23 protein-coding genes are annotated in these 17,286 nt (G+C 71.2%); 14 read left to right on the top strand and 9 right to left on the bottom strand.

Features of this window, described 5'->3' with window-relative positions; all coding sequences use genetic code 11:
* The first annotated feature begins 278 nt into the window (after positions 1–278).
* The 3 genes from ACFY2K_RS37805 (at position 279) to ACFY2K_RS37795 (ending at position 1,829) form a co-directional block, all read left to right on the top strand.
* Positions 279–689: an STAS domain-containing protein gene (locus ACFY2K_RS37805; protein WP_380532047.1), complete on the top strand. Its 411-nt coding sequence runs from the start codon at positions 279–281 to the stop codon at positions 687–689.
* Positions 690–697: 8 nt separating this feature from the next.
* Entirely contained in the window at positions 698–931 is a 234-nt protein-coding gene (locus ACFY2K_RS37800) for a DUF6296 family protein (protein ID WP_380532050.1), read from the top strand.
* Positions 932–1,250: 319 nt separating this feature from the next.
* Entirely contained in the window at positions 1,251–1,829 is a 579-nt protein-coding gene (locus ACFY2K_RS37795) for an MgtC/SapB family protein (RefSeq protein WP_380641721.1), read from the top strand.
* Between the two features lie 139 nt (positions 1,830–1,968).
* Here ACFY2K_RS37795 and ACFY2K_RS37790 read toward each other — a convergent pair whose 3' ends face one another.
* Positions 1,969–2,139: a hypothetical protein gene (locus ACFY2K_RS37790; protein ID WP_380532059.1), complete on the bottom strand. Its 171-nt coding sequence runs from the start codon at positions 2,137–2,139 to the stop codon at positions 1,969–1,971.
* 735 nt (positions 2,140–2,874) lie between these two features.
* On the opposite strand from ACFY2K_RS37790, the gene ACFY2K_RS37785 reads away from it, so the two are divergent.
* The 7 genes from ACFY2K_RS37785 to ACFY2K_RS37755 all read left to right on the top strand — a co-directional run bounded on the left by ACFY2K_RS37785 (position 2,875) and on the right by ACFY2K_RS37755 (position 6,841).
* Positions 2,875–3,309, top strand: a complete 435-nt coding sequence (locus ACFY2K_RS37785) for an Hsp20/alpha crystallin family protein (protein WP_380532062.1) — start codon at positions 2,875–2,877, stop codon at positions 3,307–3,309.
* Between the two features lie 133 nt (positions 3,310–3,442).
* Complete coding sequence (locus ACFY2K_RS37780; protein WP_380532065.1) at positions 3,443–3,775, top strand: STAS domain-containing protein; 333 nt, start codon at positions 3,443–3,445, stop codon at positions 3,773–3,775.
* Entirely contained in the window at positions 3,772–4,173 is a 402-nt protein-coding gene (locus tag ACFY2K_RS37775) for a DUF2267 domain-containing protein (RefSeq protein ID WP_380641718.1), read from the top strand. Before ACFY2K_RS37780 ends, ACFY2K_RS37775 begins: the two co-directional genes overlap by 4 nt.
* Positions 4,170–4,610, top strand: coding sequence for a DUF2267 domain-containing protein (locus ACFY2K_RS37770; protein WP_380532071.1), 441 nt, complete (start codon positions 4,170–4,172; stop codon positions 4,608–4,610). Before ACFY2K_RS37775 ends, ACFY2K_RS37770 begins: the two co-directional genes overlap by 4 nt.
* Before the next feature lie 118 nt (positions 4,611–4,728).
* Positions 4,729–4,932, top strand: a complete 204-nt coding sequence (locus ACFY2K_RS37765; protein WP_380641713.1) for a CsbD family protein — start codon at positions 4,729–4,731, stop codon at positions 4,930–4,932.
* 17 nt (positions 4,933–4,949) lie between these two features.
* Positions 4,950–5,114 (top strand): hypothetical protein, encoded by a 165-nt coding sequence (locus ACFY2K_RS37760; RefSeq protein WP_380532076.1) that lies wholly within the window; start codon positions 4,950–4,952, stop codon positions 5,112–5,114.
* Between the two features lie 155 nt (positions 5,115–5,269).
* The gene (locus ACFY2K_RS37755; RefSeq protein WP_387717171.1) at positions 5,270–6,841 is read left to right on the top strand and encodes a PP2C family protein-serine/threonine phosphatase; all 1,572 of its coding nucleotides are present in this window, start codon (positions 5,270–5,272) and stop codon (positions 6,839–6,841) included.
* Between the two features lie 389 nt (positions 6,842–7,230).
* On the opposite strand, the gene ACFY2K_RS37750 is transcribed toward ACFY2K_RS37755, so the two are convergent.
* From ACFY2K_RS37750 to ACFY2K_RS37720, 7 genes are all read right to left on the bottom strand, one after another.
* Entirely contained in the window at positions 7,231–7,923 is a 693-nt protein-coding gene (locus tag ACFY2K_RS37750; protein ID WP_380533118.1) for a hypothetical protein, read from the bottom strand.
* A 319-nt stretch (positions 7,924–8,242) separates the two neighbouring features.
* Positions 8,243–8,500 (bottom strand): hypothetical protein, encoded by a 258-nt coding sequence (locus tag ACFY2K_RS37745; RefSeq protein WP_380641709.1) that lies wholly within the window; start codon positions 8,498–8,500, stop codon positions 8,243–8,245.
* Between the two features lie 217 nt (positions 8,501–8,717).
* Entirely contained in the window at positions 8,718–10,679 is a 1,962-nt protein-coding gene (gene htpG / locus ACFY2K_RS37740; RefSeq protein ID WP_387717169.1) for a molecular chaperone HtpG, read from the bottom strand.
* Positions 10,680–10,755: 76 nt separating this feature from the next.
* The gene (locus tag ACFY2K_RS37735; RefSeq protein ID WP_380529349.1) at positions 10,756–11,208 is read right to left on the bottom strand and encodes a hypothetical protein; all 453 of its coding nucleotides are present in this window, start codon (positions 11,206–11,208) and stop codon (positions 10,756–10,758) included.
* Positions 11,209–11,358: 150 nt separating this feature from the next.
* Positions 11,359–12,045 carry a type III effector protein gene (locus ACFY2K_RS37730; RefSeq protein WP_380529350.1) on the bottom strand — a complete coding sequence of 229 codons (687 nt, stop codon included), beginning with the start codon at positions 12,043–12,045 and terminating at the stop codon, positions 11,359–11,361.
* 656 nt (positions 12,046–12,701) lie between these two features.
* On the bottom strand, positions 12,702–12,860 hold the full coding sequence (locus ACFY2K_RS37725; RefSeq protein ID WP_380645044.1) for a hypothetical protein: 159 nt from the start codon (positions 12,858–12,860) through the stop codon (positions 12,702–12,704).
* Between the two features lie 52 nt (positions 12,861–12,912).
* Positions 12,913–13,083, bottom strand: a complete 171-nt coding sequence (locus tag ACFY2K_RS37720; protein WP_380529354.1) for a hydrophobic protein — start codon at positions 13,081–13,083, stop codon at positions 12,913–12,915.
* Positions 13,084–13,259: 176 nt separating this feature from the next.
* Here ACFY2K_RS37720 and ACFY2K_RS37715 point away from each other — a divergent pair, with 176 nt between their 5' ends.
* The 4 genes from ACFY2K_RS37715 to ACFY2K_RS37700 all read left to right on the top strand — a co-directional run bounded on the left by ACFY2K_RS37715 (position 13,260) and on the right by ACFY2K_RS37700 (position 16,432).
* Positions 13,260–13,436 (top strand): hypothetical protein, encoded by a 177-nt coding sequence (locus tag ACFY2K_RS37715; RefSeq protein WP_380645043.1) that lies wholly within the window; start codon positions 13,260–13,262, stop codon positions 13,434–13,436.
* Between the two features lie 252 nt (positions 13,437–13,688).
* Positions 13,689–14,012 carry a hypothetical protein gene (locus ACFY2K_RS37710; protein ID WP_380529357.1) on the top strand — a complete coding sequence of 108 codons (324 nt, stop codon included), beginning with the start codon at positions 13,689–13,691 and terminating at the stop codon, positions 14,010–14,012.
* Between the two features lie 1,334 nt (positions 14,013–15,346).
* On the top strand, positions 15,347–15,628 hold the full coding sequence (locus ACFY2K_RS37705; protein WP_380533193.1) for a MerR family transcriptional regulator: 282 nt from the start codon (positions 15,347–15,349) through the stop codon (positions 15,626–15,628).
* Positions 15,629–16,069: 441 nt separating this feature from the next.
* Positions 16,070–16,432 carry a hypothetical protein gene (locus ACFY2K_RS37700; protein ID WP_380533190.1) on the top strand — a complete coding sequence of 121 codons (363 nt, stop codon included), beginning with the start codon at positions 16,070–16,072 and terminating at the stop codon, positions 16,430–16,432.
* Between the two features lie 108 nt (positions 16,433–16,540).
* Here ACFY2K_RS37700 and ACFY2K_RS37695 read toward each other — a convergent pair whose 3' ends face one another.
* The gene (locus tag ACFY2K_RS37695) at positions 16,541–17,137 is read right to left on the bottom strand and encodes a site-specific integrase (RefSeq protein ID WP_387717208.1); all 597 of its coding nucleotides are present in this window, start codon (positions 17,135–17,137) and stop codon (positions 16,541–16,543) included.
* Positions 17,138–17,286: the final 149 nt, after the last annotated feature.

Here is a 17,286-nt window from a genome sequence, read left to right as displayed (position 1 = left end):
CGTTGGTCGGCTGCCCGACCAACTGAGTATCAAACCGAACAAATCCCTCCAGACAGGACTTTAGGTCGGTACGGGTTGTGGCGCCGTCGCAGGCAGCGCCGGCCGGCCGAACCCGGTCTGTCTTGTGGCGCCCGCCGGTCGCGGCAACTCGGGCGTGCGGACGGTGCGGCTTGCCGGGGCAGGCCGAGCGGTCGCCTCGGGGCTCCGGGCGGTGGACGGTCACCGATCCGTAGAGGAGGATCGTAGGCGGACAGCTTCCCGCGCGAGGAGGCCCTCTCATGTGCGCCCACCGCCAGACCCATCCGGCGGATACGTCGGCACCCGATGATCCGGTCCTGCGGAACACGACCGCGGGCCTGCCGGGAACGGCCATCCTCGTCCGCCTGGACGGCGAGGTCGATCAGGAAGAGCGCCACCGCCTGGAAGGCGCGCTCGCCGGCGCACTCGACGACGGCCCGCCACTCTTGGTCGTCGACCTGTCACGCCTCGTCCTCTGCGACTCCACCGGCCGCAACGTCCTGCTCGAGACGCGCCTGGACGCCCGCACCATCGGAACCGAGCTGGTGCTGGCCGCACCGCTCCCGCAGCCCCGGCGGCTGCTGGAGGTCACCGGCACCGCCGAGGTCCTCACCATCCGTGACACCCTGCGCGCCGCTCTCAGCGGCGACCGCTGCCCGCCCGCCGGATGAGGCCCGCCGTGGACATCGCCGAACGCTACGCCGTCACCCTGCCGGGCCCGCCCGGTGCGCACCGGCCTCCCGAGGTCGTCGTCGTCCACGCCACCGGCGAGCTCAGCGCCGCCGGAGCCCCGATCTATGCCGACGACACCGGCACGTTCCGGGTGGAGGTCCAAGCCGGAGTGGCCAAGCCGTTGGCCGCGGCCCCAGGTCCGAGCCGGCACACCTGCCTACACGCCACCGCGCTGCCCTGACCGCGCCGTCCAGCGCCCGGGATCCCGTGCGGCCCAGCAACGCAGCAGCGTTCCTCCGTCACCAGCTGTCGTCCCCGCAGGCCCAGCCGCTCGGGCGGCGGAATCCCCCTGCGGCGGACCATCTGGCAGGCCGGACTCACCAGGCCGGCTCGGCCGGCCAGGCCCCCTGGCCCTCACCAGGCGGGCGGTGCCGTCGGCCGCCCCGACGGGAAGGGCACGGGCAAGGAGGGCGCAGGCGGGCGGGGACGTAACGCGGGGACGTCGTTGAGTTACGGGCACACCCGCCCGCCCGGCCGGCCGGCCGAAGTGGCCGGGCGGCGTGAACAAGCCGATCAGAGGCCGGACACTGCACGGGATCATCGAACCGTCCGTCCAGGGCTGGGCACAGCTGGCCGACGGCTTCGGCATCGCCCTGATGCTCTCGGGTGTCATCGGTCCGGGACGCGAGATCCGCCAGAAGGCCGCAGGGCTGCGCACCTACACGGTTGTCGGCCTGGGTGCAGCCCCGTTCACGCTCATCAGCAAGTACGGGTTCACCGACGTGCTGCACTCCGGCACGGTGAGCGTGGATCCCTCGCGGATGGCAGCCCAGATCGTTTCCTGGCTCGGCTTCATCGGCGCGGGCGTGATCTTCGTCCAGCGCGGGTCGGTGTGCGGCCTGACGACCGCCGCGACCATCTGGCTCACCGCCGCCGTCGGCTCAGCGGCCGCCGCCGGCCTACCAGTGCTCGCCTGCCTTGCCACCGCCGCCTACTTCCTGCTTTCCTACGGCCTGCGGCCTATGGTGCTCCGGCTGCCCCAGCTCGTCGGGCACGGCGACCTGGATGCCCTCACTGAGCGGCTGGTGCACATCTTCGGCGTCCTGGCCTGCAGCTGCACGAGCCAGGCGGACGAATGACCTCGTACTCATGGCAGGTGCAAACGTCACGCACCCCCGGGGCGCCGGGAACCGGGGCCAGAGCCCCTGAGCGGGGTAACCGCCGCAAGATTGCCACCGGCGTCCGGGGCCGCGGATCGTGCTCGCCGCGGCCCGGTACTCACGGAGCCTGGGGGTCGGCTGCCGGCGGCTCGTCGTCCGTTCCGTCCTTCTCGTCATCGGCCTTGGCCCGGACGTCCTCGGGAGTCGGGGCCGTGATGTTGCGCTGCTCCGCGGACCGCTTCCGTGTCGCGTCGTCGGTCGGGGCGTCGTTCTCGTCCGAAGTGCTCATGGCCCCATGGTCTCCCGGCGGGGAGCGGATTCCTGGATCGACACCACGTGCAGGACCATCAGCCCCCTGGGCACAGCCAGGACGCCGGGCGCACACCGCCCTGCCGAAGGCGTCCCGCTCGCCGAGCCGGCCACCCGCCCGGGCAGGGCGTGATGCGGGTCCTTCCGTCGGACAGCGGCGGCCACCTACATCGGTCCGTCGCGAGCGGGGCAGCTCAGCTCAGCTCACGCGGCGCGAAAAACCGGCCCGCACCGGACCCGGGCGAGTACGCCCACGAGGAACCGACGCCGTGCCCACCGACCTGACACCCGTGGTAGCCGCCTCCACCCGTTGGCTCCTGGCCGCCTACCGCCGCCGGCCCGCGCGCTCAACCAGGCACTCGCCCGGGCCCGGACCCGGCAAGCCTCCGCCGCCGCCCTGCGCTGCCCCGCCACCTGCGCCCAGCGGCCCCCACCGGCTGGAACTGGCTCACCGGCTGCGACCCGCTGCCCGACGACACCGCCCGGCGGACCTGGGCGGAGGAGACCGTCGTTCAGCTGGGCCGCCTGTCTGCCGGCCGATCCTGCCTGGCCGTGCGTGCCCAGCAAGTCCGACGTCGTGTCGCCAGGGGCGTGTTGCCTCCCAGCTGATGTCACTTCTTTGACGACTCAGTATTTGTCATCGAGTGGATGACGTGCTAGAAAGGTGTCAGGTGAAGCGCACTGGCACCCAACAATCAAGTGGAGGCGTTTCGCGATGCTGATGCGCACTGACCCGTTCCGCGAGTTGGACCGGCTGACTCAGCAGTTCCTGAACACGACCGGCACCTGGTCGCGTCCCACGCCGATGCCGCTGGACGCCTACCGCGCCGGCGACGAGTACGTGATCTGCTTCGATCTGCCCGGGGTGGATCCGGAGGCGATCGACATCGACGTGGAACGGAACATGCTGACGGTCAAGGCCGAGCGCCGCCCGCGCCGCGATGGTGAGGGCGTGAAGTGGGAGCTCGCCGAGCGCCCGCTCGGCGTGTTCTCCCGCCAGGTCATGCTCTCCGACACCCTCGATCCGGAAGGGATCACCGCCGACTACGAGTCCGGCGTGCTGACCCTGAAGATCCCGGTCGCGGAGAAGGCCAAGCCCCGCAAGATCTCCATCAGCCACAGCGGGGACCGCAAGCAGATCCAGGCCTGACCGGCAGCACCCGGGCCGGGTTGCGTCGCGCGGTTCCCCCCGGCCGCGCGACGCAGCCCACGGCACCACCCCACAGGACATCCGCCCCGAGCCCGCCGGGCGTTGTGCAGGCCGAGCTGACAGCGAGGGCGCCATGCACGCTCCTCACACGGCTGATGCCGCCACCGTGACCGCCTGTGGCGACATCGACCTTGCCACTGCCCCCGAACTTCGCCGAAGCCTCGTCGCCGCGCTGCACGCGCACCGGGACGTGGTGCTCGACCTGTCCCAGGTCACGTTCATGAACTGCGCGGGGCTGGCAGCCCTGGTCCACGCCCGCAACCTGGCCGACCGCCTGGGCGCGCACCTGGTCCTGCGCGGGGTCGGGCGAGACCTCAAGAGGCTGTTCCGACTCACCAGCCTGCACCGGCACCTGCTCCCCGGGTCCTGCCCCCCGGTGCCGCCGCGGAAGGGAGACACGACGTGACCCTGCGATGGGAAGCCTTCCTCGAAGCCGTCCGCGAGCGCGGCAAGTACGACACCGCGGTGGAGGCCGAACGGGCGGCGCGCGTCGTGCTCGCCCTGCTCGGCGCCCACCTCGTGGGCCAGATCCGTGCCCAGCTCGCCGCCCGTCTGCCCGAACACCTGGCCCTGATCCTGCTCAACCCGCTGCAGGCCACCGAACCGCTGGCCCCTGAACGGTTCGTGCGCGCCACCGCCGCCTGGATCGATGGCGCCAGCGAGACCACGGCCCTGTGGGACATCGGCGCCGTCCTGTCCACGGTCGCCGACGCCGCCGGCGAGGACCTCCTGCGGCGCATCCTGTTCCAACTGCCCCCCGGCTACGACATCCTCTTCGGCCGCCCCCAGGACCACACCCCTTGACCGACCGCTCCCGCACCGCACCCGGAAGACCCGCCATGAACCGGCACCACCGCCTCCTTGCGCAGCTGCGCGAACTCGGCGGCTACACCACCGACCAGGAAGCCGAGCACGTTCTGGACACCGTCGTGGCCATACTCGGCGCCCAGCTCGCGGGCGAGGAACGCTGCGCCCTCGCCGCCGCCCTGCCCGAACGCGCCCGTGCCGTGTTCGTGGCCCCGATCCCGCTCGACCGACCGGTCGGCGCCCCGGCGTTCGTCGAGGCCGTGGCCGGCAACCTCAACACCACCCTGGCGGGCGCTCGGTGGGACGCTTCCTGCGTCCTGACCGCCCTCGCCGACCTGGCCGGCGAGGGCCTCACCGCCCACCTGCTGGCCTGCCTGCCCCGCGGCTACGCGCTCCTGTTCGGCCGCGCTGACCTCACTCCGGCCGCCGCCTGACCCGGGGCGGTCCGAGGCCGCAGGTGTGCTCGGCGAGCGAAAATGCAGAGGAATCGGTAGAAATAGTGACGAACAGGCGGTGCCGGTGGCACCGCTCGCCGGACGACTGGAGGATCCGATGGGCGACCTGTCGAACAAGGCGCAGGAAATGGCCGGCAAGGCGAAGGAGAAGGCCGGCGACCTGACCGGGGATCAGGAACTCAAGGGCGAGGGCCAGGCCGACCAGGTGGAGTCGAAGGCCAAGCAGGTCGTCGACGACGTGAAGGAGGCCGCGCAGGGCGCCGTCGACCGGTTGAAGGGCGCCCTGGGGCACAAGGACTGACCGAGGGAGGCGCCGTCATGGCCCTGTTCCTGTTCATCGTCCTCATCGCCGTGGTGTGCGGCTTCGTCGGCGCCCTGGTGAAGGGCCTGCTGTGGCTGCTGGTCATCGGCGCCGTGCTGTTCGTCGCCGCACTCGTGTTCGGTGGCATGCGCCTGGGGCGTCGGCGCGAAGCACGCAGGTAGGAACACGCGAGGACCACCCCCGTGGTGCGCATGCGACTCGGCCGCCGACCGGATGCGCACCATGCGTCCGAGCCGATTGCGGCGCTTTGCCCGACGAACGCGGCGGCGCGGCAGACACGGTCGGCATCGCGGCTGATGCGTGGCATGCTCGGTGCATGGCGGAGCACGAGGAAGCGGCAGCACGACCCGTGCACAGCAGCACGGTGAACGAAGCCTCGCTGGAGGTGGTCCGTCGTGTGCTGGCCGGGCTTCCCGGTTCGGTCGCCTTCCTCGTGCCTGAATTCGGTCCCAGCGGCGAGGTGGAGGACCTCCGCTTCGCCGCTGCTTCGCCCCGCGCGGTCGACATCGGCGGCCGACGCGGCTCGGACCTGGTGGGGCTGACCGTCCTCCAGACCTATCCCGCCGTGGCGGGTACCGACCTGTGGCGCGGGTACCTGCGCGTGCTGGCGACGGAGACAGCCTGGGAGGGGGACCTGGAGTACGAGGAGGCCGCTGCCGGCATCCCCCACCGCTCCCGGTACCGGGTGTGTGCCACGCCGTGCGAAGGGGGACTGGTCGTCTCGTGGAACCGGCTGGATCGGCGCGAGCGCGAACAGCGCCGCCTGGACGTGATGCAGCGTCTGGGCAACATGGGGTGGGTGGACCGGGACCTCGTCCGCGGCGCGATCGCCTGGTCCGACGAGGTGTACTCGATCTTCGACCGTGACCGGTCCCTGGGCCCCCTGGCGTTGGAGGAGCTGTCCGCCTACGCCGACATTGAGGACCGCCCCGCCCTGGTCGAGGCGGTCCAGCGGCTGCTGAAGTCGGGCGAGTCCGCCGACTGCACCTTTGGCGTCCACCTGCCGCACGGGCGGACGCGGCACGTGCGGGTCGTCATGGAGGCCGAGACCGACGCTCAGGGCCAGCCGGTCCAGCTGTACGGCTTCTTCCAGGACCTCAGCGAAGCCAAACAGACTGAGCAGCAGCTGCTGGAACACGAACAGAACGCCCTCGCCCAGCAGGCGCTGCTGGCCGCTGAGCGCGATCTGGCCGCCCGCCTCCAGAACACCCTGTTGCCCGTGCCCGAGCAGACCCTGCAGGTCGCCGGACTCACCGTGGACATCGCCTACCAGCCACTCCAAGAAGGACTCAACCTCGGCGGCGACTGGTACAGCGCGATCGAACTCCCCGACGAAAGCGCCCTGTTCGTCGTCGGCGACGTCGCCGGCCACGGACTCGACGCAGTCGCCACGATGGCCCTGCTTCGCTTCACCGCCAAGGGCATGGCCATGACCGGCACCCCGCTGCCCGTCGTCCTCGCCCGCCTCAACGCTCTCCTGCTTCATGCCACCGGACGGGAGAGCCGCACAGCCACCATGATCATGGCCCGCTACGAGCCCGCTGCCTGCCGTCTCAGCTGGGTCGGCGCCGGCCACCTCCCGCCCTTGCTCCTGCGCGACGGCGAAGCCCGCTTCCTGCCCGCGCCCGGTGGCATCCTCCTGGGCGCCACCCCCACGGCACGCTACGAGGTGGCCTCGCTCGACCTGACGGAGGGTGACCATGTACTCCTCTACACCGATGGCTTGGTCGAGCGGGCGGGCGAGCCCATCGACGAGGGCCTGGCGCGTCTGGCTCGTGCCGCACTGCTCTGCGCCGGCGAGCCCGGTCTCCTTGCCGCCCTCGTGACTGAGCTGGTGGCTCGTGACAGCCGGCACGACGATGTCTGCGCGCTGCACATCCGTCGGTGAGGACGCAGCTGACCCGTAACCCTTGGCATTCGACTTCGATGTTCCGCTGACGCAGGTCAACGCCGACCCATGGCCGTTGCGACTGGTCGCCCGGGTGGTCAGCATCCGAGGGGGTCGGTAAGTTCCTTCCTGTTCATCTGCGAGCGGCAGTGGACGTTGCTGCTAGGCCTCGTTGTACGGCGCTCCTTCGTCGGGCCCTGGGAACCGGAGCGGGAACGCTGACCGCCGGCATGGGAGAGCGAGTTGGTTCTCGTGGGGGAGCGGTTGGTGGTCGCGGACTCGCCGGGACCGGCCCGTGCCTGGTCGACGGTTCGGGCCCCGACTTCCTTGGCCCGCGGCGTGGACGGGGGCAGTGGTCGCAGACGGGGAGCAGCGGCGCGAAGCCGAGGTCAGCCGGCTGTGAAACCGGCGGCGGTCTGGCGCCGCCGCCACAGTTCCAGGGTGTGCTGCTGGCGTTCGGCCCGTTGCAGCAGTTCGTCGAGCGGCGCCGGGTCGAGGAGCTGGTGGGATTCGGCCAGACGGCGCAGAGTCTGCCATCCCGCTGTCTTGCCTTCGACGGCGGTGCGCAGCAGCTCCAGTTCGAGGTACGTGGTCAGCGGGGAGCGGCGCAGCAGGCGGCCGTTGGTCTTGAGTCGCCCGAAACTCTCGCCCAGCCAACCGGCCCACGCCTTGTAGCGGCGTACCGGCAGGTCGAGCTGGCGCATGATGGCCAGCAGGCTGGCGCGGTCCTGCGCGATCTCGGCCGCGATCGGGCTCATGGCCCGGCCCAGTGGCGTTCCACTGGTCGCGTCGGCGAGGTGGCGGGCGCGCTGGACCCCGGCGCAGGCGCCGGCCAGGTGATCGTTGAGGTAGATGCCCAGAAGGCACGAATCGATGTTGCCGCCGGGGCCGCGTGCGTTGTCACCCATGGTGTGGACCGCCTTCGATCGATCGTGGCCGTGCCGGTTCGCTCTGGCCGGAGGGTCCATGAATACGCCTGCCCGTCCTGTGCCCAGCGACACGGACGCGGTCGGATTCGTGTTGGCACGTGTGGCCTTGGAGGTGGCGAGGTGGGTGGCAGCGCGGGCATGAGACTCGACCATCTGCGGATCTTGGATATTCCGCCTGCGAGGCGCGAGGTGTCTGCCCCTGGCCGAACGGGCGTCTTCGGGCGATGGGCACCGACGGCTGCGGGGCGCCGGCTGTACGTGCACCCACGAGGTCTTCCCCGAGCAGCACGGAGCCGTCGAGAATGAGCACCCCCTCAACGTACGGTCGGTGCGTCCTTGCCGGCCGCCGGTCTGGAGCTGTAGGGGCTGTGCCGCGAGCTGGTGCGGGTCAGTGGGGACCGCGGCCCAGCGCGGCCGGTGCGCAGACGTCGGCCGCGCGGGGAAGACGGCCGGCTGGGCTCGGACGTCGTGTTCAGCTGGCCGTGGCCCACTGGGCGGCCTGTGCCCGCGGGGGTGAGACGACGGCGGCATAGCAGTTTCCGGGCAGGTCGGCGACCCAGTCGAAGGTGTCGAGGGTGATGCCGTGCTTGGCTGCGGCCTGGAGCAGGTCGGCCAGCAGGGCGGTCGCGGCGGCCTTGTCCTGCTCGGTGCCCCGGTCCGGGCGGCGCTCGGCGGCAGCGTTGACGCGGTCGGCCAGGCTGCGGTCCCTGCGGTCGGTGTACTCGTACATGTGCGGATGTCCTGGTCGGTCGGCTGATGATCGGCGGGAGCGGCGGCCGTTTCCGGCCGCCGAAGCGGTAGGAGCGGTGCTGCGGGCTGCATTCCTGCTGGGGGTGCTCCGCCCGCGTGCGCGCCTGTCGACCCGGGCGGTCCTGGCCGCCATGGCCTGGGTGTGGTCGGCCGGGCGGGTCGGGCAGTGGCGGTGGGCCGGCCGCACCCGGGGGCGGTTACAGGGTGTGGGTGAGGCGGTCGGTCAGCAGGCGGGTGAAGCGGGCCGGGTCGGGCAGGTCGCCGCCTTCGGCGAGCAGCGCGGAGCCGTGGAGGAGTTCGGCGACCTCGGCCAGTGCCGGGTCGTCGGGGTTCGTGTCATGGGCTTGGCGCAGGGCGGTGACGAGAGGGTGGGTGGGGTTGAGTTCGAGGATGCGCTTGACCTGGGGGAGGTCCTGGCCCATGGCCCGGTACATCTTCTCCAGGGTGGGGGTCAGGTCGCGGGTGTCGCCGACCAGGCAGGCGGCGGAGGTGGTGAGGCGGGTGGAGAGGCGGACCTGCTTGACGTGGTCGGCCAGCGTGCTCTGGAGCCAGGAGACCATCAGGGCGAAGTCCTGCTCGCGCCGGGCCTTCTCGGCCTTCGCCTCCTCACCACCCTCCTCGTCGGCGTCGTTGTCGAGGTCGACCTGGCCCTTGGCGATGGACTGGAAGCGGTGGCCGTCGAAGGCGGGGACCTGGTCGGTCCAGACCTCGTCGACGGGGTCGGTGAGGATGAGGACCTCGTAGCCCTTGGCGGTGAATGCCTCCATGTGCGGGGAGTTCTCCACCATGGCCCGGTTCTCGCCGGTCAGGTAGTAGATGGCGTCCTGGCCGTCCTTCATCCGCGCGACGTACTCGCGCAGCGTGGTCGGCTCCTGCGGGTCGTGGGTGGAGGCGGCGCTGACCAGTTCCAGCAGGGCGTCGGTGTTGTCGCGGTCCTCGATGAGCCCTTCCTTGAGGACCCGGCCGAACTGCTCCCACAGCCCGGTGTAGGTGTCCGTCCGGTTGGTCTGCATGTCCTTGAGGGCGCCGAGGACCTTCTTGACGAGGCGCCGGCGAACGGCGGTGATCTGGCGGTCGTGCTGGAGGATCTCGCGGGAGACGTTCAGCGACAGGTCGTGGGCGTCGACGACGCCCTTGACGAACCGCAGGTAGTTGGGCATCAGCGCGTCGCAGTCGTCCATGATGAACACGCGCTTGACGTACAGCTGGACGCCGCGCTTGGTGTCGCGGGAGAACAGGTCGAACGGGGCGTGGGCGGGGACGAACAGCAGCGCCTCGTACTCGAAGGTGCCCTCGGCGCGCATGTGGATCGTCTCGGCCGGGGCCTGCCAGTCGTGGCTGATCTGCTGGTAGAACTCGCGGTACTCCGCCTCGGACACCTCCGAGCGCGGGCGTGCCCACAGTGCCTTCATCGAGTTCAGCGTCTCCAGCTCGGGGGCGGCCCTGTCTCCGGTGGCGGGCTCGGTGCCCTCTTCGGCAGCAGGCTCTGCGTTGCCGAGGGATTCGGTGGCCATGCGGATGGGCCAGCGGATGAAGTCCGAGTACTGCTTGACGATCTGGCGGATCTTCCACGCCGCGAGGTAGTCGCCGAGCCCGTCCTCGCCGTCCGCCGGCTTGAGGTGCAGCGTCACCGAGGTGCCCACCGGCAGGCCCTCGGCCTGCGCGATGGTGTAGGTGCCCTCGCCGTCGGACTCCCAGGCGGTGCCCTGCTCGGTGCCGGCCCGGCGGGTATGCAGGGTGACCTTGTCGGCGACCATGAACGCCGAGTAGAAGCCGACTCCGAACTGCCCGATCAGGTGCTGCGCCGCGTCCGCGTCCTTGGCCTCCTTGATCTTGGCCAGTAGGCCGGCGGTGCCGGACTTGGCGATGGTGCCGATCAGTTCGACGACCTCGTCGCGGGTCATGCCGATGCCGTTGTCCCGCACCGTCAGGGTGCGGGCCCCCTTGTCGACCTCCAGCGTGATGTGCAGGTCGGAGGTGTCGACGTCGAGGCCGGTGTCGGTGAGGGATTCCAGGCGGAGCTTGTCGAGGGCGTCGGAGGCGTTGGAGATCAGCTCACGCAGGAAGATGTCCTTGTTCGAGTAGATCGAGTGGATCACCAGCTGCAGCAGCTGGCGGGTCTCCGCCTGGAACTCCAGCGTCTGGGTCGGGCTGGCCACGGGAGGGGTCTCCTTCGAGAGGTGGGAAGAGGGGGCCGGGTCGTCGCAGCCGGCCAAGTGGCCGGTCCGCTCACGGTCAGACATGGCTGAGGGGCTGATAGGGCTGCTCGGGGCGGCTGTGGCCGGGGCGGGCGGTGCCGTAGCACGAGAGGTAGAGCTTCCATCCGTCTCCGCATTCCAGCGTGGCGCCGTAGCGCACGGCGGGCGGGTTCGGGCGGGTGCTGTACCGCTCGGCGCGCACGACGTCGCCGCACGGATCGGACGCGGCGGCGACCAGGGCCTGCTCGACGAGGGCCACAGCAACCGGTTGGCCGGTCAGGTCCGGTGCCTCCACGCCCTCGGCCTTGGCCGGCTCCGTGGTGGGCGCGGGGCCGAGGGCGCCGGTGACGGACCACCACACCTGTCCGCCGCCGTCCAGGGTCACGGCCAGTCCGTAGGGGCTGTCGTCGTCCCGCTTGCGGGCGCCGGCGATGCCCGCAATACCGGGCGCGCGCGTGATCAGCAGCTGCTGCAGGTCGGCTGGGGTCATGGGTGTCGATCGGGGTCGGGGGACGGCACGCCGTCACCGGAAGGCGGTCATCGCGTCAGGCCTCTCGGGGAAGCGCGCGTCACGTTCTGCGGGGCCGGGGGCAGGCTCGCGTCGGCGGTCCGAGCCCCCGCCAAGGTGTGGCCCAGGGCCTCAGGGGCCAGCCGGGGGCGTGCGGCGCTGCCGGTCGCTGTCCGCACGCAGCTGCTCGGTGTGGGCACTGAGCTCGTCCAGGCGGCCGGCGATCTTCGGATGCTCCGCCGCGAGGAGGGGCCGGGTGTCGGCGAGCGGGGCGAGCAGGAGCGCGGGATCGTGGTGGCCCAGCGCGTCCAGCAGGCGTTCCATGGCGGGGGCCGCCGGTGTGGTGAGGTCGTCCAACGCGCCGATCTGTCCGGCCAGGCGGCGCAGTTCCACCGCGTTGTCGCGGGCCCAGGTGGTCACCGCCCGGTCAGCGGCGCGCTGGTCGCGCGTGGCCTGGACGCGCTGCTCCCCGGTGCTGCCCGCCTCGGTGCCGGCATCGGCGTTCGGGCGCATGCGCAGGTAGCGCCGCTCCGCGGCCTGCCGGCTCTGCACGCCCATGGGTTCGGCCAGATCCGCCCAGGTGGCACCGGCGCCGCGGGCGGTCTCGATGAGCCCGGTCTCCCAGCCGGCGAGTTCCTCACGCAGGTGGCGCAGCATCATGAGCGCCGACAGGGCCCCGGCGGGATCGCGCTGCCCCGAGTCGTCCGGGGGCGCGTGTCGGGCCGTGCGGGCAGCGGCGTCCATCATGCCCAGCGCGGCAGCAGCGGCCAGGAAAGAGGCCGGTCCCACTCCGGTCCCGCCGGTGTCCTGCACGTCCATTCCACGTCACTCTTTCGCTGACTGGGTCACTGTCATCTTATGGATGACATCCTACAGCGTGTCGTGTCGCGTCGCACCAGTCCGATCGGCGCAGTCGGGAAAGAGGTCGTTCCGGTCGGCCCGCCCCGGTCGCCTGGAACTGCAGGCGGGAAGGGGTCTGCCACAGGGGTGCCGAGAGCTCTGCGGTTTGTCTGTCGCGGACCCCTACCGCTTGATGCGGCGACGCTCATCGGGCCCTCGCCGGTGGGGAACGAGGCTTCCTCTCGGTGCAGTCGAGCGATGTCGGCATGACCGCCCCGGAACCAACCGGGCGACGTTGCCACGGGTGACCGAGCGCGAAACGAAATCGCTCGTTGCATCGAGGGCGAGGTGATCCAGGAGACCGCCGGCCGGTTCGGTGGCGCGGCGCGATGGCCACCGCTGTCGGCGCCAGGGCTGACCTCCAGAGTCGCCGCAGACGGGCCCGTGCGGCCCTTGACGCGGGCTCGGCTGGCGCCGGAGCAGTCGAGCCCCGCTGTACGCGGCGTCAGGTGCTCGCTGCCCAACACGCCCAACGCCCGCTGGACCACCCCTCGGGGTGGTCCAGCGGGCGTGTGAGGCACTTGGCTCTTCCAAGGGTTGGTCGGGCCCGGGTCTCGCCCGTGCTCGCCGCGGTCTCAGCGCGCGGCGCGGGCGTGCCGCGGTCCTGCGGAGCGTGTCGTACGGACCACGGCGGCCCGCGGCCGGGTGCGGCGGTGGACGGCTGTGGGCGCCAGCGCGGTCAGGATCGCGGCCAGTGCGAGCGGCAGCAGCAACAGCAACAGGGTCGTGGTCATCCGAACACCTCTCAGATTCGAATGCGGCTACCGCCGGGATTGGGGCGCAGTGCTACCAGCGGTACCAGCGGCCCCGGCCTCCGGAGGCGCTCGTGCCGCGGGCCACGAATCCCACCAGCCAGACGACGAGCACGATCACGGCTGCCCACCACAAGAGCTTCATCGCGAACCCGAGCCCGAACAGGAGCAGAGCCAGCAGAAGGACCAGAAGAAGGGGAACCATCGTTACCTCCGAGTCGGTGTCGCGAGACCGGATGCCCCGGGTCGGCACGAACATGCGCAGGAATCCTCCAGCCGATCCAGGGCAGACGGACTTCCCGACAGGCCAGCCCCACAGGCTGCCCCGGGGCCCGCCGGCACTGGCCCGGTGCCTGTCCGATTCGACGAGAGGACCAGACCGTGAAGACGCCGCAGGAGAAGCAGGGCCACGACGAGGAGCTCCAGCCCCACAGCGCGGAGCGTGCGCGTTGGGCGGACGGGGAGCGCTGGGTGGAGCCGAACAGTCCCACCTCCCACGAGGCCGGGATCGACGACGACGTTCCCGAGCCGCCGGCGGCCGACGTCGCCGCACCGTGACGGCCCGTCAGCGCGCTGGCTCGGCAGGAGGTTTGTGGCCGGCGCGCCACTGCGCAAGTGTCGTACAGTGAACCGCCGGGACCAGTGAGTCACGTCGCCCCCGGCACCACGTGCGGCCCGGCCACCGATGGTGGTGCCCGGGCCGCCACACTCCGGCCCACCCGCTGGTCGCGCCGTCCGCTGTCGCCCTCTGTTCGCCGGTCCCGGCATGCGAGGCCCGGCTCTCTGGGCCGGTCGGGTAGCCTTCGGTGCGTGCCGGCCGCTGATCTCGCGGGCGACGTGATGCGGGCCCTGCGGGCTGCGGGCTTCCAGCCCCTCCGGGGCGGCGGGGCTGAAGCCGGTCTGTTCGCCCAGGAGCACGATGAAGGGGTGCTGGTGGGCTGGAACCCCGGCCCCGACCTGCTCGGTCCGAGCGCCGAACTGCGCGGCCCGCTCACGGTGGCGCAGCAGCGACAGCGTTCCGAGGGGATCCGGCAGGTGATGGTGACCGCGTTGTCCGTGGTCCTGGTCGAGGCCGGCTTCGTGGTGACCACGCGCGAGAACGCGTTGGTCGTCCGGTGCCGCGTGGGTTCGTAGTCGCCGGCCGGCCCAGGGCGGCGTCCGCGCAGCGCGGAGCTGGGCCGGACGGGGGCGCTCCCAGTCGGTGCTCGGCTCTTCTCGCAGGGTCGCCAGGGCGTGCGAGAGCAGCCGCGAGGCCCACGCCTGCGACAGGCCCGGGCGGGCGCCGATCGGGGAGTGCGTGAGGCTTCGGTGAAGCGCATTGACAGGATCAGCCGATCGCGCGGCGCCGGCGCCGCGGTCGGGGGCCGTGGCGCCAGCAGATCGGCCGCGGTCTCGGTGTGGTTCCTCGACTTCGAGCGCGCTCGATCAGCGGAGACCCGTCATCCTGCGCGGCCAGCAGGTTCAGGGAGCCGGCGGTGCGAGCGTCGGCAGCGGCGTCTGGACGGCCTCGTCCCGGAAGCGACCCAGAACCTCGGTCCACCTGTTCGTCCCGGATCGTCTCCGAAGCCGCCGCCACCAGCTCCACCATTCCCGCCTCACTGCTCGGTCTCGCCTGTACTTCCAGCACGCGGTGCGGCTCGGAGGGCCGTCAGAACAGCAGGGCTACCTCACGCGGCGGCGCCGCAAAATCTATGTTCGCCGGAGTAGACATTGCTTGCGGGCCGGTTTATGGTTTCTCCCGTAGACAGCAGTCGGCGATACCGGCCAGACACGAACTGGCCGGGGTTGTTTGACCGAAGTGCGCAGTTCGGTCCGGCAGTGGAGTTCCAAAGCCAGGCAGGTGTACGGCGGCGACGGGACTGGCTGCCGGACCAGGCGGCCCGCAGGCATCAGGGGCCGCCACCGGCGGTATCGAGCAGTACGCAGTTCAGTGAGTGTGCAGTACCAGCAGTCGCGAAAAGGCAGGACCTCGGCAAAGGCGCTCAGACTGCGGGCGCGCGTGCCCGGGGGTTCGAGCACTGGGTTCCGAGGTCACCGCGGACGCGGGACGACCCGCGGGGCGCGGGCTCTCGAACCAGGTGGGCCGTCACGGCCACCGACCAGCAGGTGCAGTGCCAGCAGTACCGAAGTGACAGACCGATACTACGGATGAACGGAGGGCGCAAGCGCCATCAGGATCGCCCGGCCCGTGAACACTCGTCCGGGCGGACACCGCAGACCCCAACGCAAGGACGGTGGTTCCCGGTCACGCATACGCGATCCCCGCACCCCCTCCCCGGGGCACTGCGGAAGTAGAAGGACCGGCCCAGGCCGGTAGATGGTGTTGTTCCCCTTCGGGGCCCCGGAGCCGACAAGGCGCCGGGGCCCCTCGACGCGTTCTCCCCGAGAACCAGAAAGGTGCAGTGACTACAACGGCCAGCCCCGACACACCCGACAGGCTCGACGACGACGACTACCCCGCTTACACCATGGGCCGCGCCGCCGAGATGACGGGCACCACCCCCGGCTTCCTGCGAGCCCTCGGCGAACACCGCCTCATCACCCCCCTGCGCTCCGACGGCGGCCATCGCCGCTACTCCCGCTACCAGCTACGGATCGCCATGCGGGCCCGCGACCTGGTCAACCAGGGCACCCCCATCGAAGCCGCCTGCCGCATCGTCGTCCTCGAAGACCAACTCGAAGAAGCCCTGCGCATCAACGAACACCTCCGCCGCTCCCCACACCGCCAGGAGCCCACCGCAGACACGTGACCGCCCGCCGGCCCGACGAGACCGGCCTGCGGTGAGCGGCAGCGCTCACCGCAGGCCGCCCCGAGAGCGAGAAGCCCCGACACCGGCGTCCTCGACGCCCTCAACCGCGCTCACTGCAGCAGTCCGCAGCGCCCTGCCCGCCAGTCCTTTCAAAGCCCGGACCGAAGCGGCGCGCGAGCACTCCGCCGAAGGTGACGGCGACAGGAGCGCATCATCCAACCTGGGCGGCGAGCTGACGCCGGACATGACGAAGGCCCTCGGCTCTGCGGGCTCCACCGTCACCGCCCTCGGTGCCGGCCCTGCTCGTCACCGCCGGCCGGCGCGATCCAGGCGACGGCCCGGCCCTCACAGCTGCCGTACAGCAGGCGCAGGGACGATGACCGCCATGGCCGGTGCCCAGGCCCTTGGGCCCGCGGAGGGCGATGTCATATTCTGTGGGACATGTCGACCCCTGACGGGCTGCTCATCGACATCGCGGCGATGGTCGAGTCCGAGCACAGCAACCAGATGTCCCTGACCGTAGTGGTCCCCGGGGCCGTGATCACCGGCAGACTCGCCCCGGTGGCCCTGTGGTTGGAGCGGGTGGCCGAGGTCCTCCAGTCGTCGGAGCACCTGAAGCCCTTCGCCACTCTCTTCGCCCCGCCCGCCGACGCGCCGCCCGCACGGCCCACCCATCTGCATCTCCACCGAGCGAGGATCCTGCAGGGCGACTTCGGACTGCCCCACACCGGCGGCATGTACCGCATCGCCATCGAGGACATCAGCAGCTGGACGGTCGGAGACCTCAGCTACTCCGACTCCTGACCGCCGCAGCAGGCCACGTGACTACCGCCTCGGTGCCCTGTCTCCCCGCAACAGCGCGTCCGCCAGAGCATGACGGGCACAGCTCGGCAGGTCGGGCGGCTGCCAGAGTTACGCCGCGAGCGGCAGGTCGTCGTCGCCACTGCGGACGGTCCGGAGCTGGCTTGCCTGGGCTTGGTCGAGTGCTCGGGCGAGGGCGTTGACGGCCTGGTCGGCGGAGTCCTTGAGGAGGTGGCCGTAGAGGTCGACGGTGATGGCGAGGTTGGCGTGGCGCAGGGTCTTGGAGGCGACGGCGAGGGGGATTCCGGCGGCGATCATGATGCTGGCGGCGGTGTGTCGAAGGTCGTGCAGGCCGATTCGGGGGAGGTCGAGTTCGGCGGTGCGTTTGCGCAGCTGTTCGAGGACCCACTGCGGGCGTAGGGGCTCGCCGTCCGGGCGAGCGAAGACGAGGCCTTCGAGCCGGCCGTCGGGGTGGTGGGCCATCTGGAGCTCTGCCTGGCGGTGGAGGGCGGCCATGACTCTGGGGGAGAGGCTGATCCATGCGCGACTGGCTTCGGTCTTGGGCTCGCTGAGGTGGATCTCCCCGTTGTTCACGGCGGTCAGCGTCCAGCGGACGTAGAGCTTGCGGTCCATGAGGTGCACGTCAGACCAGTGCAGGGCGAGGATCTCGCCGCGGCGCATGCCGGTGCCGAGCATGACCTCGAACAGGTCGGTGAGCCGGTCGGCGTAGTGCTCGGCTCCGTGGCGCAGGAACGCCGCGGCCTCAGAGGGCGTTCGATACCGATTTAGGCTGCCGCGAAGGGTTTCGGGCGGAGGTATTGCCCGATTCTGTCGGGGCTGGCGGTCAGGCGGGTGGT

The organism is Kitasatospora sp. NPDC001309 (genome assembly GCF_042896295.1).
GTDB lineage: Bacteria > Actinomycetota > Actinomycetes > Streptomycetales > Streptomycetaceae > Kitasatospora.
Note: the sequence above shows the minus strand (reverse complement) of the source record. Positions and strands in the feature narration are given on the sequence as shown.